Origin of the sequence: Sinomicrobium weinanense (genome assembly GCF_018863395.1) — a bacterium.
Lineage (GTDB): Bacteria > Bacteroidota > Bacteroidia > Flavobacteriales > Flavobacteriaceae > Sinomicrobium > Sinomicrobium weinanense.
Map to the genome: position 1 here is coordinate 466,264 of NZ_JAHKRR010000002.1, position 16,673 is coordinate 482,936.

Consider the following 16,673-nt stretch of genomic DNA (forward strand, 5'->3'; position numbering starts at 1 on the left):
TTAATTTCCGGGTTGGAATTTTACCCGGATAAACCTGGGCCTGTACAGATTGGGCATGTCCCCGATGACATCGAAGAACTTAAAGCTGTTTACATTATAGCTTACCAGGAGCTCCCCTTCCTCCGAAATGGCAGGATGGGCCTTGGCATTATACGTAAACAGGTCGGGGTGGTTTATGTCTTTTGTGGTATCCCAGAGCTCTATCTTTTCTCCGAAAGGACCGTAAGGGGTAGCTCCTATCTTCATATAGATCTTGGGAAAAATGCCTCCATATTGATAAATAAGCGCATATTTTCCTCCGGGTATCCGGGATACACTGAGTTCGTTGGAAACACTGTCGGCCAGGCTTGCTATCTGTTCCCGCTCGCGGGTCCAACCATTCTCTTTGCGAAATTCCCAGGACCGGAAATTTTTAACCTCTCCGCGTGCTACCCTCGCACATACCAGGTTTTTACGCTGTCCGCGTACCCCGTATATATACACATAATTGTCTTCCTCCGGATCCGTATAGACCCCTACCCCAAAAGAGATTTTCCGGGAACCGTAGTCAGGTTGGAAAAAGGGAATGGGAAAGGCTTTCACATCTTTAAAGGGCGGCCGGTCTTTGTCGTTGATCATTAAAAGGTCATTTCCGGTTTCTTCGAACGGCAAAAGGTCGTCTGTGTCCGTATTGCGGATACGATAGGCAAAAATATAGAGTGCATTGTCTGCTCCTATGTTGACGAAACCATCTCCGAGCCAGTAATATTCTTCATTATTACTCCGGGGTGTTAACATGGTAGTCACCTCGCCTTTATCATCTTTAGCCAAAATAAACCTGGTACTTTCGGGGGAAGTGTTTTTATTGTAGAGCGCCATGGAATTGTTGACCATTTTCCAGCCGGGGACTAAAGAATCTCCTGTGATCTCTCCGACCATGGTATCGCTGAACAGAAAGATAATACTGTCTGCCTCCTGGCGGGTATCTTCTCCGGAATACGGGATCGCGAAAATGCCGTCCCCGCCAAACCAGCCCGAATCCCTTTTGAATACGCGGGTCCATTCGGGAGCCCTCTCCACACTGAATTTGACGGTTTCCGTTTGTTTTTCATCATCCGGGGAATCTTTGTCCTCCGCGTTATCTTTACAGGCGATGAGGAACAGGCCCGCAAACAGCGAGAGGGACATGAGGTATTTTATTTTTTTAACAGACATGATCTCAATGGTTTTGGTGAATTCGTTTGAATTAGTTGTCCCTGGGGGCGGCTTCGAACATGTAGAGGAATATCTCTTCTTCCCGGAGCCCGAGGTCCGAAAGGTCCACGGTCAGTTCCAGTGCCAGCTTGTCCACCGTAAGGGTCTCTATCCGGAAAGTATCGGCCACGATGACATCAGGGGTAAAGACATTGTGCTTTTCCATGATAAAGTGCTGTTCATCTTCCGTGATATACCACCGGGTAAATTCGTTAAGGCCGTCAAAAGCACAGGCCCCTGCCCCGGTATCGGTACCATAGTCCAGGTTCATACTGTCGTCCTGGTTAAACAGGTAGGCATTGTCCCTTTCGCAATCTTCTATGACCTCAGAATTGGGATTGTCTTCGTTGTTTACGTGCAGGATGGAGCTCCATTCCCATTTCCGGCGGGGCAGATTGTCCCGGGGACTGAGGCTGATACTTGCCGTAAGGTCGCTGGTGGTTTCCCTTCCACCGGCAGTAACAGCCTTAAAAGTGAAGCCCACCAACTGGTCTACATCATCAACAGAAGGGATATACGTAAAATCGTAATCAAACGCAGTGCCCGAAGCGTCTACCCGCAATACTCCGTCCTCTCCGAATGAGGTATCAACCTGTAAATTAACGGTTTTTATGACTTCCAGGCCTTCCAATGCTTCCGTAGACTCAATATTTACCCTCAGGGTCAGCGTATCGCCGGATTCCAGGCGACTGCGGTACTGCCCTTTTCCGGGGATCTTCTCCGCATTCATCGTAATGCGAAAATCTCCCTGGTCATAGTAGTCCCCGGGGCCTTGTTCGTCTTCGTCGCAGTTGGCCAGTACCAATCCCAGGATCACGGGAAGCAGCCAACGGTATGTTTTTGTTTTCATATGCTGTGTTTTTCAGTTAGAACATTTCAGAAGCCCGGGTTTTGCGGCAGATTTGGGTTGACATCCCTTTCGCGCTGGGGAATGGGGAATAAGCGATACTGGTCGCCCACAGTGATCCCCTTTACCTGCTGTACGGTTTGCTGCAATCTTCCGAGCCGGGTAAGGTCGAACCATCTTTGGCCCTCGGCTACAAACTCCCTTCCCCGCTCCTCTGCCAGGAGGTCGATAAAACCTTCGATAGTATCGGCCCGGGCTTCGTCGAGGCCTGCTCTTTTGCGTATCCTGTTCAGGTATTCATTGGCTTCGCCAAAATTCCCCAGCCCGGCCTGTGCTTCGGCATAGGTAAGCAATACATCGGCATAACGGATAACCGGAAAATCATTAAAGGAATCCCCGGCTGTCGGGTTTGCTTCCCGGTCCCAGTATTTATCAATGTATACATGGTCCAGGTTTACGGTAGAACTGTCCGAGGCTGTAAAACTGGTCATAAATGTATCTTCCCTGCGTTCGTCGGAAGTACCCAAGCCTTCGTACATCTGCGGATTGGCAACCTGCCATCCCTGGGTATTGGTAACTCCGTCCACTTCCCGGCTCAGTTCGGGCGGCAGCAGCCTTACATTGAACTGGCCCACTTCCCAGAAAGAGATGGCTCCGCCCCCATCTCCGAACCCCACGGAGAAAACCGCTTCCTTACCTCCCCGGTTTTCGATGCGAAAGGCGTCCTTAAACCTGTCCCATAATCCGTACAGACCGGAATCCATAACCTCGCGGGCTTTCCCGGATGCGAGTTGATATTCCCCTCTCCTGAGATATACTTTGGACAACAATGCTTTGGCAGCGCCGCGGGTGGCACGCCCTTCCTGTATATCTCCGTCGCGGGGAAGGGCTTCGGCCTGGCCCAGGTCTTCAATGATCTGGTTATAAACTTCGGCTTCCGGTGATGCTTCGGGATTTAACGGGGCGTCTTCGGAAATGATAAGAGGAATATCCCCGAACATCCGGACCAGGTTAAAATAAAGCAATCCCCGCAAAAACCTGGCTTCATTGACCAAACGGCTTCTGAGGGTTCCGTCCATATCGATCAGCGGAATACGCTCTATGGCAATATTGGAAAGATAAATGGCCTTGTAGTGTATTTGCCATATTTCCAGGAGTGCTGTGTTATCGGCATTGTGGGTAAATGTCCCCAATTGATCGAACTGGGGGGCCCCGAGCTGGTTATTGTCCATTTCGTCAGATGCCAGGCCCTGGGTTACCCAGAAGGTACTGTGATATATTCCTGCGGTGTTCCCCCTGGAGGCATCATAAGAACCGAGATAGGCATAAACGGAGTTCACTGCGGATATGGCATCCTGCTCTGTGGTATAGTAATTCCCCGTGCTGACCTGGTTCTTGGGATCTTCTTCCAGGAAGTCGCTGCAGGAAATAAACAGCAACACAAGCAGGATGCTGCTCAGTGTCTTTACCGGATCGTTATTTATTGGTGTCATCGTTTTTCTTTTTGCGTTAAAATCCAAGGTTAATTCCGAAAGTATAGGTCCTGGTCTGTGGATAGTTTCCATCGTCCACCCCCACGATATTGGTCGTTCCGCCATAGGCGTTGCCCTCGGGATCGTAACCGCTGTAATCGGTCCAGGTGAACAAATTGGTTGCCGAAGCGTAGATACGAAGATTGCTCATCCCGATACGATCCATAAGTTTCTGCGGCAGGTTATAGCCCAGTGTTATATTCTTTACCCGAACATAGGAAGCATCTTCGACAAAACGGGACGAAAAAACACTGCTAAAGGAATCGTCTGCCGCTGCCCTGGGATAGACATTTCCGGGATTTTCCGGGGTCCAGCGGTTACGGCCTGCTTTGGCCAGTACGTTTTGTTGTCCGTTCAGGTTTTCGAGGTTGACCAGGTTCATATTCACCATATCGTTCCCCTGGCTGCCCTGTATAAAAACATTCAGGGTAAAATTCTTATAGGAGAATTCGTTGTTGAGCCCCCAGGTAAAATCGGGTTCGGCAGTTCCTATGATGGTCCTGTCGTATTCATCGATAAATCCGTCGGGGGTGCCTTCGGGACCGCTGAGATCCTTGTATTTACGGTCACCGGCAACAGGTGTCTGGCCGCGGAGTGCCGGGCCGGAAGCGGCTTCCTCGTCCGATTGGTATATGCCGTCGAAAACATAGCCTTCAAAAGTGCCTATCGGGTGGCCTTCCCGGAGAATGCTCCCCGCCACCAGGAGATTAATGTCTTCATCCCTGGCCAGGTTGGTCACCTTGTTCCGGTTGACTGAAAAATTGCCCGAAGTGTTCCAGGAAAATGTTCCGGTGAGAATGTCCGCTCCCAGTTCCAGGCCGAAACCGCGGTTCTGAACATTCCCTACATTGAGCAATGTGGTCTGAAACCCGGTTGTAAAGGGGATCGGGGTTCCCAACAGCAGGTCTGAGGTCTTTTTGTCATAGACTTCTGCCGTAAGCCGTAATTTTCCGTTCAAGAATGCCATATCCAGCCCCAGGTTGGCCTGGCGCGTGGTTTCCCATTTCAGGTCACGGTTGGGAAAACTGCCCGGCTCCCGTCCGTAAAATACTTCCGGGGCTCCCGGTCCGTTGTTAAACACCCCTTCGCCAAAAGGAGCTATCAGGGCCAGGGAATTATAGGGGCCGATGGACTGATTTCCCAGCACCCCGTAGCTCAACCTCAGCTTCAGGTCGCTGAAAAGTTCTGAATCTTTCATAAAATCCTCATTGATAACCCTCCAGGCAAATGCCCCGGAAGGGAAAAAGCCGTATTGATTTCCTTTGGAAAATTTGGAAGAGCCATCTACCCTACCGGAAAGGGTGAACAGGTATTTATTGTCCAGGGCATAATTTACCCGGGCCAGATAAGAGACCAGTGCCCATCTCGATTCGTCATTGACCGGGGGCTGGGGGTTTTCTGCGGCAGCAAGGTTGTGATATCCTGTTCTGCCATCGGGAAAACCGAAAGCAATGGCAGACAGGGATTCGTTCTCAAATTCCTGCAGGGTAAACCCGAGAAGAGCGGTGAGATTATTCCCGTTTTCAAAGGTCTTGTTATAGGTCAGTGTATTTTCATTGAGCCAGGTCAGGGCATTCAATGTAGAGACCGAGGCTTCCCCACGGCTGTTCTCGGTTCGTTTCAGAAAATTGGGACCGAAAGTACTGCTTTTGGTATTGAGCAGGTCTATACCGAAACTGGTGCGAAAGTCCAGGTTTTCGGTCAGGGAATATTCGGCGAATACATTGCCCAGCAACCTCGATGTCACGGTCTTCGATTCGTATTCCCGGGCTTCGGCTACCGGGTTGGCCACGGCATCCTTGCGGTCGTGCTGAAACGTATACCCGCCGGGTTCATCGGGATTGTAAACGGTAAGTACGGGGTTGATCTGCAATGCATTGGCTATAACCCCCGGAACGATCTGACCGGGCCCGGTCAGGACCCCGTTGGAAATGATCCTGGCATAGGAAAGGTTGTTCCCTATTTTTAACCTGTCGCTTATTTTGCGTTCCAGGTTAGCCCGGAAAGAATACCTTTTGAAATCTGACCCGACAACAATTCCGTCCTGGGTAAACAATCCTCCGGAAAGGGAATAACTGGTCTTTGCATCCCCACCGCTGAAGCTGAGCTGGTAGTCGGCAATGGGGGCCGCCCTGAACAGTTCTTCCTGCCAGTCGGTCCCTTTTCCCAGGGATCCCGGATTTACATATACCGGGTTTCTCCCGGCATTGATCTCCGCATCATTGACCAGTTCGGCATATTCCCGGGCATTGAGAAGGTCGAGTTTACGGGATACTTCCTGCACGCCGTAATAGGCGTTGAAACTGATCGTTTCCCTTCCTTCCTTTCCCTTTTTGGTTGTTACCAGAACCACCCCGTTGGCTCCTCTTGAACCATATATCGCTGTTGCAGAAGCATCTTTCAGTATTTCAATGGACTCTATGTCATTGGGGTTAATCGTAGCCAGCGGCCCTATTCCGGGGCCCCTGCCGCCGATAGAAGTTTCATTGCCATCGCTGTTGACCAGCATTCCGTCGATGACATAAAGAGGTTCGCTGCTGGCGTTCACGGAGCTTGTTCCCCGTATACGGATATTGGTCCCACCACCGGGTACTCCGGATGTCTGGGTAACCTGTACCCCCGCAGCCCTGCCCTGCAAGGCCTGCTCAAAACTGGGTGCCGGTACGGCCCGGAGTTCTTCAGCACTTACGGAAGAGACCGAACCGGTCAGGTCCGATTTGCGCTGACTGCCGTAACCGATAACGACGACCTCAGAGAGACGGCCCAGGTCTGGCTCCAGCGCTACCTCCATTACGGTCTGCAATCCTACTGCGACCTCTTTTGGGGTAAATCCCACATAACTGAATACCAATATGGCATCCCGGTCGGGGACCTCGATCTCAAAGTTTCCGTCAAAATCGGCGATCGTACCGGTATTCGTTCCTTTGATCACAATATTACTTCCTGCAAGGACCTCTCCTTCGGTGGAGCGGACGGTTCCGGAAATCACTATGGGCTCCTGCCAGGGAAGTGCAAAAGCCTGAAGGGACAGTCCGAGGCAAAGCAGGGGCAGATACCGGACACGGGCCCTCAAAAATTGAAATATTTCCATGAGAAACAGATTTTTGGTTGATATTAAATTTTCGGTCTAATCCTTAATTCCCCATTGCATATTGGGTTCAGGTCCGAGATAGAGTTCGAGGCTTCCACCCTTTTGAAATGTTTTGTGACGGAACCAGAAGCGGGTATGGTCCTCCCCGTTCAGGAGGGCTTTTTGGATATACATATTTTCCGGGCTGTTGTTATGGGTGATGATCTTAAATTCCTTCCCGGCGTAATAATTCCGGTCCAGTTTTATGGCAATTTCATCAAAAACCGGACTGGTTATATCATATTTGGGGTTTTCAGAGACATTTCCGTCCAGGCTAAAAAGTCCTATGGCCATCAGGGCGCTTACTGCTCCCATCTGCCCCTGGTCTTCATCGTGACCGCCATATCCCAGATCCGGGGTGATACCCCCGTAGGCGCGTTCTTTGACCTTTCGTACCCAATACTGTGTAAGCCAGGGTTTCCCGGCATGGTTAAAAACATGGGCATTGGAACAGCCGGGCTGATTGGCATAACTGATATACCCCTCGTTGTAGGCAAAGACAAAGTCGTCCGGTGCTGCCATCTCAAAAGCGTAATTGAGTTTGTCGCAAAGCACTTCTTCCCCGCCCATTAATGCGGCCAGGCCGTCTATCTGGTGCGAAACGGACCAGGTGGCCTGCCAGGCATTGGCCTCGATCCAGCCTTCGCCGGAAAGCGGATCATTGTACAGAAAGTTCCCTTTACGGTCTTTGGGAAAGATCAACTTCTGTTCGGGGTTAAAAAGTGTTTTCCAACCGCCTGCGCGTTTGGAAAAGAAACGGTGATCTTCTTCCCGGCCCATGACTTTAGCCATCCGGGAAAGGGCATAATCCTGGAATGCCGCTTCGAGGGTGATCCCCGCATTGCCGGGCCAGTAACCGTTTTCGGTATAAAATTCGATGTCTTCCTTCGCTCCCAGCATACCGCCGGGCAACAGGTTCTGTTTTACTTTTTCATAGGCCAGGCCATGGTCTGCTTTGGTCAAAAGGCCTTTTTGAAAAGCGGAGGCAATGAGATTGGTAGCCGGGGATCCTGTCATGATATAGGAATAACCGCCGCCGCAAGGCCCTCTGGGAAGAAGGCCTCCGTTGACCGCATACTGCACCATGGAAGCCGACATTTCGTCCATGACTTCGGGCCACGCGAGCCCCCACAGTACATTGAGGTTCCATTGGGTCAGCCACCAGGCATCGGAATTGTACATGTTGAATTTCAACTTTCCGTTCTTGCCTTCGGGCAGTTTTTTTATTGTAAATTCTGCATCTGTAAACGTTCCTTCGCGATGTCCTGCGGTTCTGTCCGGGTAATCACCGGATATATCATTGATCTTTTGCCTGCCGAGAAGTACATGCCACAGGTCGGTGTAGAACTTTATCTTCTGCGCCCGGCTGCCGCCTTTGACTTCTATTTTCCCCAGCCAGTCGTTCCACGTATTCCTGGAATCCTTATGCACCTGGTCAAAATCCCAGTGCGGGCATTCCTCCCGGAGGTTATTCTTCGCATTTTCGATACTGGTATAAGAGATAGCGATCTTCATTTTCAGCATATCGCCTGCCTTGACATCATACATGGCCGCACTTCCGGTACTGTCGCCCGATATTTCACGTATATCCCTGTGCCGTTCCTTCCCTTTCCAGCCGTCGAGCCTTTTAAAGGGGCGATCGAATTCGGCAGCAAAAAAGACCTTAACGTCGCGGGGGCCTCCCCAGAAACGGCCGGTAGTACTGAAATAGCCTTCGATTGCGTTTTTCCCACTCCTGAGAATACGGGCGTTTTCCATATTGATATTGCTTACATATCCGCCTAGGTTAAGGAGTATCTGTGCCTCCATATCCCGCGTAAAGCGAAACCTGTAAAAACTAACCCGTTCGGTAGATGTAAGCTCTGCCCAGGTATGATGGTCCTTTAAATAAACCCGTTGATAGCCGGGTTGCACTATTTCGTCTTCGTGACTAAAGGCTGACTTCCATTCCTGTTGCCCTTTTGCCGGGTTTACGGTGGAAGTGGCCGGCATAATTTCCAGCCCTCCGAGCATCCAGCTATGAATCTGTTCGAACCCCAGGATGTATCCGTCATTATAATTATATCCGCCGCCGTTCTGGTTTTTGTTCCGGGTCAGCGGTGCTGCACCGACCATGCCGAAAGGACGGGAGCCGGTAATAAAGAACAGGTACCTGCCGCGGTTGGTCTCAATGTAGGGATCGACCCAGGAAACAAAATCATTGTTTTCTTCCGGTGCGGCAAAGACCTCTATTTCTGAAAAGCCGAGGTCGCTGCCATTGCCGTCCGTCACCCGGAATTCCACCCATTCAACGGTTTTGGCATCAAACTTTATCTCTTTTCCTTCTCCATTGTTCGGTATACGGTTTACCCAAATTATACTCCCGTCGCTGAATACCAGTTTTCCCCCGGCCGTAAATTCCTTTTCCGAAGGCCGGTCATACAACACCACCCTGTCTATGGTCCTTGGCTGTTCCCATTCCAGTTTTATCCACGGGAAACGAATGTATCCCCAATCGGTAGTCACCCCTTCACAGGCCCATTCCCCTATACCGGGGACACCGATCACCCCGTCCGCCACATGAGCGGGGCGGAATGTTTCGGACAGGGAAGTGGAAGCCGATATTTTAGCTTCACCTGCTATATTACCTGTTTGTGCATGTATAACGGCCAGCGGAAAAAAAAGACCTGTGATCCAAAGCCTGATCTTGTGTAACATTGGGTATTAGTTTTGGTTGGTTTTTATATGTTCATACATATGAACATTTAACAAATGTATATAAAAAAGAATACAATTATTACTAATCCGTCATATTTTTTGACATTTTATTATGGTATCATCTCTTTTATCCTCCTTTTGTTCCTCTCTGAAAAAACATTATTTTTATCGCCTTAAACTGTCTTTTATCAGATGATAAGGCAGTAAAATGCTATGAAAGGGAATGCTAACCCTAAAACAACAATGCATTTACAGACCATCCAGGACCGGATCTATGACATACGGGGACAAAAAGTAATGCTGGATTTTGACCTTGCCCGGCTTTATGAAACAGAGACCAGAACATTAAAACAAGCCGTACGGCGAAACATAGACCGTTTTCCGGACGATTTTATGTTTGAACTTACGCAAGAGGAGTATAATTCTTTAAGATCACAAGTTGTGACCTTAAAGAATACCGGGAGAGGAAAACACAGCAAATACTTACCTTTTGCCTTTACGGAGCAAGGTGTGGCTATGCTCTCCAGTGTATTGAGCAGCTCCAAGGCCATTGAAATCAATATCCAGATCGTAAGGGCTTTTGTGTTTCTCAGGCAATATGCGCTTTCTCATAAAGACATTACCGACAAACTGCAGGAGCTGGAAAGCAAATACGATCAGCAATTCAAAGATGTTTATGAGGCCATAAACTACCTCCTGGAAAAAGACCACAGGGAAACAACTCAAAAAGAGCGGCAACGCATAGGATATAAAAGAGCATAACTAAAACCATCATGTCGAAAAATAAAACACAATGGACACTTTTTCTTATCGGACTGGCCATTACTATCATAGGCCTTGTTACCCGTAAATTTCTGTTTATTTTTCTATTGCTGCCTCTGGGATTTCTCTTCAACAAAAAGGAAGACAAGGACAGGAAACCATAGGTCTCTCAGGTATCCCGGCCTAACGCCTTCTCCTGAACTCACTTAAAAGTACGGCCGTGGCAGTAGCCACATTAAGGCTTTCTGTCTGCTGCACCCTTCCGAAACGCGGAATCGAAATAAGGTGGTCTGCCAGTGACCTTATTTCCGCGGATATTCCATTGGCCTCATTACCCATCACCAGGATGCCCTTTTCGGGCAGCGAAGCGGTATATACATCGACTCCCTCCATATCTGCAACAAACGAGGGCAGTTCTGCATTTTTTATAAATTCCGGAAGGTCCCTGTACACCACATTTACCCGGGCCAGCGACCCCATGGTAGCCTGTACCACTTTGGCATTGTAGCAATCTACCGTTGTGGTACTGCACACCAGGTCTTCTATACCAAACCAGTCGCACAGCCGGATAATGGTTCCCAGGTTCCCGGGGTCGCGTACATCGTCGAGAGCAACGATAAGACCGGAATATCCCGTTTTCCGCTCTTCCGGAATGTCAAACAGGGCAAGTGCCTTGTTGGGAGTCTTCAATTGGCTCACCTTTTTCAGTATACTTTCCGATATTTCCCGTGACCGTTGTGCTGCAAAGGGAAACAATCCGCTATCGGTGGTGTACAGTTCCCGGAGTTCCATTCCCGCGTTGTGGAGCTCGGTGATGACCTTGACCCCTTCGGCAATAAACATTCCGTGCCGGTTCCGGTACTTTTTTTGGTGTAAACCCGTTATTAGTTTAATTTCGTTCCTGCTAACCATCCGTATCGTGTATTTTTTCCCTGTAAAATCTTAACATATTTTTCGAAATAAGATTGTAACCTCATTTTCAGGGAGGAATTCACACAAAATTTTTTCATCTTTGTTTTGCATAATTGTTGATAAGTAGTGGTTACAGGTCTCAGGTTACAGGTTAAAACACATCAGAATTAAATTTAAACTTGCAACCTGAAACCTATAACTTGCAACCTAAAACCTTAATAATTTAAAAACCTGTCTTTTTTCCATTGAAAACGCTGACCACAAAAATAGCGGTAATCTTTTTAATACTGTCTATGGCTTCCTGTAATACGGTAAAAAGGGTGAATGACGACAAGCTGCTTTTAACCAAAAACAACATTTATGTGAACGGGGAAAAAGAACAGAGAGAAACCGTGCGCAATCTCATATCCCAGCATCCCAACAGCTCCCTGCTTGGTTTTAACCTCAAACTCCATATCTACAACCTGGCAACTCCAAAGCCCGATTCTTCTTTCCAGGCCTGGCTGTACCGTAAGGAAAAAAGGGAACAACGCCTCAACCGTCTGCTGTCCAGGAAACAGGTTATCGAACTGGGCAAGTCCGTAGCGGGTTTTAACAAATGGCTGAAGGAAACGGGAGAGGCTCCTGTCGTTATCAATAAATCCAAGGCAGAAAAGTCCAGGGAACGCCTCAACCTGTACTACAACAGCAAGGGTTATTTTAACAACACGGTCACATATTCCGTAGATACCGTTCCGAAAAAGAAAAAACGCGGAGAAGTGAACTATGAGGTCACTACGGGAAAACCCTATTTCCTGGACAGTATCACCACAAAAATCGAATCTGAAGATATCGACTCCATCTATTCCCGTTACAATTCCCGCATGCTGATAAAGGAAGGTGAACAGTTCGACCTCTCCCATTTCGAAGGCGAAAGGGAGCGTATCAATTCCATTCTCATCAATTCCGGAATATATCAGTTTCAACCCAATTCCTCGATACGTTTCAACGTTTTAAGGGATACCCTGACTGCCAATGAAGATTACAAGATGCCGGTAGAAATAGAAATTGACAACCGTCATGAAAGGGTCGGCGATTCCTTACAGGAAATGCCCTATAAAATACACCGTATTAATAAGGTAAACATTTTTGCCGACTATACCTTTGGTTTGGACAAGGAAGCCCTCGACTCTGTGACCTACGATAATTTTACCATCTATTACAAAGACAAGCTGCGTTACAAACCCAAGGCGCTGACCGATGCCGTGGCCATTACCCCGGAAAACATCTATCGCGAAATAGACCGGACCCGGACCTATCGGCAGATCAGCAGCCTCAATACCTTTAAATACCCGAACATCGAATACCTCTATGCCAACGATAGTGACGACCGGCTCAATACCAACATATACCTTACGCACAGGCCAAAATTTTCCCTGGGGCTCAACACCGACATATCGCACTCCAATATCCAGGATATCGGTATTTCCTTCAGTACATCCCTGATAAGCAGAAACGTTTTCCGGGGGGCGGAGACCCTGGAAGTCTCGGTCCGGGGGACCGTAGGGTCGTCACGGGATGCCAGCAATCCGAAAGACAGATTTTTCAATATTTCAGAATTCGGGGGAGACATCAGGCTCAATTTTCCCCGTATATTCTTCTTTTTTGATACGCGTAAATACATCCCCAAATACATGCTGCCCGAGACACGGATGTCCGTGGGAAGCTCATTTCAGAAAAACATAGGCCTGGACAAGCAGAGTTTCAATACCATCCTGAGGTATAACTGGACACCTTCTTACCAGAAAAAGCATACCTTCGAACTGATGAACATTGAGTTTATCCGGAATTTGAACGTCGACAGATACTTCACGGTATACCAAAACAGCTACGGAAGATTAAACGATATAGCACAGGAATACGATGTGGACCCCTCCTATTTTAACGAGGACGGCAACCTGCTTATTCCGGAAGGCACAAATCAGTTTATCCGGGAAGCCCGGGAAGGGGGCATCAGCGGATTAACCCCCGGTACGGACGACTTCCGGACCGTATCGAGTATAGAAGAACGCCGTAGGAGGCTCAGTGCCAACAACCTTATTTTCGCTTCCAACTTTACCTTTACAAAAAACACCCGGCGGGGGGCCAGTGACAATACCTTTTCTCAATTCAAGGCTAAACTGGAAACCGCTGGTAATTTCCTGTCTGCCGTTTCCAATTTCATCGAGTTCGACAAAAATGAGGACGGTAAGAAAATGATCTTTGACGTGCAGTATTCCCAATATGTAAAAACCGAGCTCGACTTTATAAAACACTGGGCAGTATCGCGCCGGAACATTATTGCTTTCCGCAGCTTTTTCGGTTTTGCTATTCCGTATGGAAATGCTTCCAACATTCCCTTCTCCAGAAGTTATTTTGCCGGGGGAACCAATGACAACCGGGCCTGGCAGGCTTATTCCCTGGGCCCCGGAAGAACCGACGCCCGGAACGATTTTAACGAAGCCAACCTGAAGATAGCCCTGAACCTGGAATATCGCTTTAACATTATGGGTAGCCTCAACGGCGCGTTCTTTGCCGACGCCGGAAATATATGGAACGCCCTCGACGATGTTACGGACGAAGATGCTACTTTCACCGGTTTTTCGTCCCTGAAAGATATTGCACTGGGTACAGGCTTCGGGATACGTTACGATTTCGGGTTCTTTGTTATCCGGGTCGATACCGGCTTCAAGACCTATGATCCCGCCGAAAGGATGTCCAGACGCTGGTTTCATGACTATAATTTTAGTAACGCAGTATATAATATAGGTATCAACTATCCTTTTTAAAGGAGTTTGGGAGTTGAGGAGTTATTGAGGCGCCGGATAAGTTGAAGATATCGTGAGTCTCCAGACTTGCGGCAGCTAACACTCAAAACTTATATTTTTCAACTCCAGGACTCCAGAACTTCAGGACTCCAGGACTTCCCTACTCTAAGGACCACTAATTTACATCCATAATTTGGGAATTAGCCGTCTAATTTTATTACTTTTGCTCTTTACTAACTTTCAAATTCTGGAAAACTTAAAACTATGAGTCACAACATTAAGCCCGGGGTAGCCACCGGAGATGAAGTACAGGAGATCTTTGCATATGCAAAAAGCAAGGGGTTCGCCCTGCCAGCTGTAAATGTAATTGGTTCGGACAGTATTAATGGTGTATTGGAAACGGCAGCAGCATTGAATTCTCCGGTTATCCTTCAATTTTCGAACGGAGGTGCCCAGTTCAATGCCGGCAAGGGGCTTTCCAACGACGGACAGAAAGCCGCCATACTCGGCGCCGTTGCAGGGGCTAAACATGTTCATGAACTGGCAGAAGCATATGGCGCTACCGTGATCCTGCATACAGACCACTGTGCCAAAAAACTACTGCCGTGGATAGACGGGCTGCTGGATGCCAGCGAAAAGCACTATGCAGAAACCGGAAAACCACTGTTCAGCTCGCATATGATAGACCTCTCGGAAGAGCCGATAGAAGAAAATATAGAGATCAGCAAAAAATATCTCGCCCGTATGAGCAAAATGGGAATGACTCTCGAAATAGAACTGGGAGTTACCGGAGGTGAAGAAGACGGTGTGGACAATACCGATATAGATTCGTCCAAACTTTACACCCAACCCGAAGAAGTGGCCTATGCATATGAAGAGCTGATGAAGATCAGCCCTAAATTTACCATAGCTGCCGCTTTCGGTAACGTACATGGTGTTTACAAACCAGGAAACGTAAAGCTCACTCCCAAAATACTGAAAAATTCCCAGGAATACGTATCCGGCAAATACAATGTACCGGAGAACAGCATCGATTTTGTTTTCCACGGAGGGTCGGGTTCCACACTGGAAGAGATCAGGGAGGCCATAGGTTATGGTGTAATAAAAATGAATATAGACACCGACCTCCAATACGCTTTCCTCGAAGGAGTAAGGGATTATGTTCAGGGTAAAAAAGACTATCTCCAGGCACAGATCGGAAATCCCGAAGGCGCAGACCAGCCCAACAAAAAATATTACGACCCCAGGGTATGGCTTCGCGAAGGAGAAAAGACCTTTGGTGCCAGGCTGAAAAAAGCGTTTGAAGATCTGAATAACATCAACACTTTATAGCAAATTAAGTTATCAGGGTATTCAGTTATTGGCCCCCGTTGCGGGGAATGCTGTTATAAAGCAACGCAATAATCGAATACCCCGGTAACCTTGATGATCCAGTAACCAAAAAATAAAATATGGCTTGGTTTAAACGAAAAGAAAAAGGTATCCAAACCTCTACGGAAGAAAAGAAAGACACTCCCAAAGGACTTTGGTATAAGTCTCCCACAGGGAAAATTGTCGGGGCGGAAGAACTGGAAAAAAATTTTTACGTCAGTCCGGAAGACGACTACCACGTGAGGATAGGAAGCAAGGAATACTTCTCCATTCTTTTTGACGACAACAAGTTCGAAGAACTCAACCCCAACCTTACCTCCAAAGATCCGCTGAAGTTTGTAGATACCAAAAAATATACAGACCGTCTCAAGGAAGCCCAGGAAAAGACCAAACTCAAAGACGCCGTTCGTACGGCTGTCGGTAAGTCCATGGGAAAAGAACTGGTCATTGCTTCTATGGACTTTGCCTTTATCGGAGGATCCATGGGAAGCGTGGTAGGAGAAAAGATCGCCAGGGCCATTGATCATTCCATAAAAAAGAAGATCCCCTTCCTGATGATCTCCAAATCGGGAGGAGCCAGGATGATGGAAGCCGCCCTGTCCCTGATGCAACTGGCCAAGACCTCCGCCAAACTGGCGCAACTGGCCGAAGCGCGTATCCCCTATATTTCCCTGTGTACCGATCCCACCACGGGAGGTACTACCGCTTCTTATGCCATGCTCGGTGATATCAACATCGCCGAACCCGGTGCATTGATCGGATTTGCAGGGCCAAGGGTAGTTAAAGAAGCTACCGGACAGGACCTGCCCGAAGGATTTCAGACTTCCGAATTTTTGCAGGAACACGGGTTCCTGGATTTTATTTCCCACCGAAAAGACCTTAAAAAGAACATAAACCTCTACCTGGACCTGATCCAGAACCAGGAGGTGCGAAATTAGGCAGGCCCATAGGGGTGCCATGCATCGCACCCCTACCCTGTCCGAACCTTTTTTGCATAAAAAACAGATATTACAACTATTTACATTATATTTGCGCCCTGGTTGTAGGGTTACAATGCATTGCAACCCTACGGCAATACATAATAATCATTTAAACAATATTGGCATGTATTTAACAAAAGAAGTTAAAGAGGACATTTTTAAAAAACACGGAGGATCTGAGAAGAACACCGGTTCTGCCGAAGGCCAGATCGCATTGTTCACGCACAGAATCTCTCACCTGACCGAGCACCTGAAAAGGAACCGCAAGGATTTCAATACCGAGCGTTCCCTGGTGAAACTGGTTGGGAAAAGAAGAAGCCTGCTCGATTATCTGAAGAAAAAAGACATCGAAAGATATCGTGCAATTGTAAAAGAATTAGGACTTAGAAAATAATTCTGAAAGAGGCCTCTGTGCCTCTTTTT

At 48.1% G+C, this 16,673-nt stretch carries 12 protein-coding genes; 6 read left to right on the forward strand and 6 right to left on the reverse strand.

What is annotated here, in order from left to right; translation table 11 throughout:
* From KN811_RS07630 to KN811_RS07650, 5 genes are read right to left on the reverse strand one after another with little or no spacing between them, the layout of a single operon-like run.
* Positions 1-1,194: a glycoside hydrolase family 183 protein gene (locus KN811_RS07630; protein WP_216334752.1), complete on the reverse strand. Its 1,194-nt coding sequence runs from the start codon at positions 1,192-1,194 to the stop codon at positions 1-3.
* A 31-nt stretch (positions 1,195-1,225) separates the two neighbouring features.
* Entirely contained in the window at positions 1,226-2,083 is an 858-nt protein-coding gene (locus tag KN811_RS07635) for a hypothetical protein (protein WP_187967782.1), read from the reverse strand.
* 26 nt (positions 2,084-2,109) lie between these two features.
* Positions 2,110-3,573 carry a RagB/SusD family nutrient uptake outer membrane protein gene (locus KN811_RS07640; protein ID WP_216334754.1) on the reverse strand — a complete coding sequence of 488 codons (1,464 nt, stop codon included), beginning with the start codon at positions 3,571-3,573 and terminating at the stop codon, positions 2,110-2,112.
* A 16-nt stretch (positions 3,574-3,589) separates the two neighbouring features.
* Positions 3,590-6,703, reverse strand: a complete 3,114-nt coding sequence (locus tag KN811_RS07645) for a SusC/RagA family TonB-linked outer membrane protein (RefSeq protein WP_187966164.1) — start codon at positions 6,701-6,703, stop codon at positions 3,590-3,592.
* 36 nt (positions 6,704-6,739) lie between these two features.
* Complete coding sequence (locus tag KN811_RS07650; protein ID WP_187966163.1) at positions 6,740-9,439, reverse strand: GH92 family glycosyl hydrolase; 2,700 nt, start codon at positions 9,437-9,439, stop codon at positions 6,740-6,742.
* A gap of 243 nt (positions 9,440-9,682) precedes the next feature.
* Between KN811_RS07650 and KN811_RS07655 the strand changes: the two genes are divergently transcribed.
* Complete coding sequence (locus tag KN811_RS07655; protein ID WP_187966162.1) at positions 9,683-10,201, forward strand: ORF6N domain-containing protein; 519 nt, start codon at positions 9,683-9,685, stop codon at positions 10,199-10,201.
* An 11-nt stretch (positions 10,202-10,212) separates the two neighbouring features.
* Complete coding sequence (locus KN811_RS07660) at positions 10,213-10,365, forward strand: hypothetical protein (protein ID WP_187966161.1); 153 nt, start codon at positions 10,213-10,215, stop codon at positions 10,363-10,365.
* Positions 10,366-10,384: 19 nt separating this feature from the next.
* On the opposite strand, the gene KN811_RS07665 is transcribed toward KN811_RS07660, so the two are convergent.
* Positions 10,385-11,113 (reverse strand): TrmH family RNA methyltransferase, encoded by a 729-nt coding sequence (locus KN811_RS07665; protein ID WP_187966160.1) that lies wholly within the window; start codon positions 11,111-11,113, stop codon positions 10,385-10,387.
* A gap of 245 nt (positions 11,114-11,358) precedes the next feature.
* On the opposite strand from KN811_RS07665, the gene tamL reads away from it, so the two are divergent.
* The 4 genes from tamL (at position 11,359) to rpsO (ending at position 16,644) form a co-directional block, all read left to right on the forward strand.
* Entirely contained in the window at positions 11,359-13,920 is a 2,562-nt protein-coding gene (tamL, locus tag KN811_RS07670) for a translocation and assembly module lipoprotein TamL (protein WP_345725290.1), read from the forward strand.
* A gap of 243 nt (positions 13,921-14,163) precedes the next feature.
* Entirely contained in the window at positions 14,164-15,231 is a 1,068-nt protein-coding gene (fbaA, locus tag KN811_RS07675; RefSeq protein WP_187966159.1) for a class II fructose-bisphosphate aldolase, read from the forward strand.
* A 119-nt stretch (positions 15,232-15,350) separates the two neighbouring features.
* On the forward strand, positions 15,351-16,208 hold the full coding sequence (gene accD, locus KN811_RS07680; RefSeq protein ID WP_187966158.1) for an acetyl-CoA carboxylase, carboxyltransferase subunit beta: 858 nt from the start codon (positions 15,351-15,353) through the stop codon (positions 16,206-16,208).
* 166 nt (positions 16,209-16,374) lie between these two features.
* Entirely contained in the window at positions 16,375-16,644 is a 270-nt protein-coding gene (rpsO, locus tag KN811_RS07685) for a 30S ribosomal protein S15 (RefSeq protein WP_187966157.1), read from the forward strand.
* The last annotated feature ends 29 nt before the right edge of the window (positions 16,645-16,673 follow it).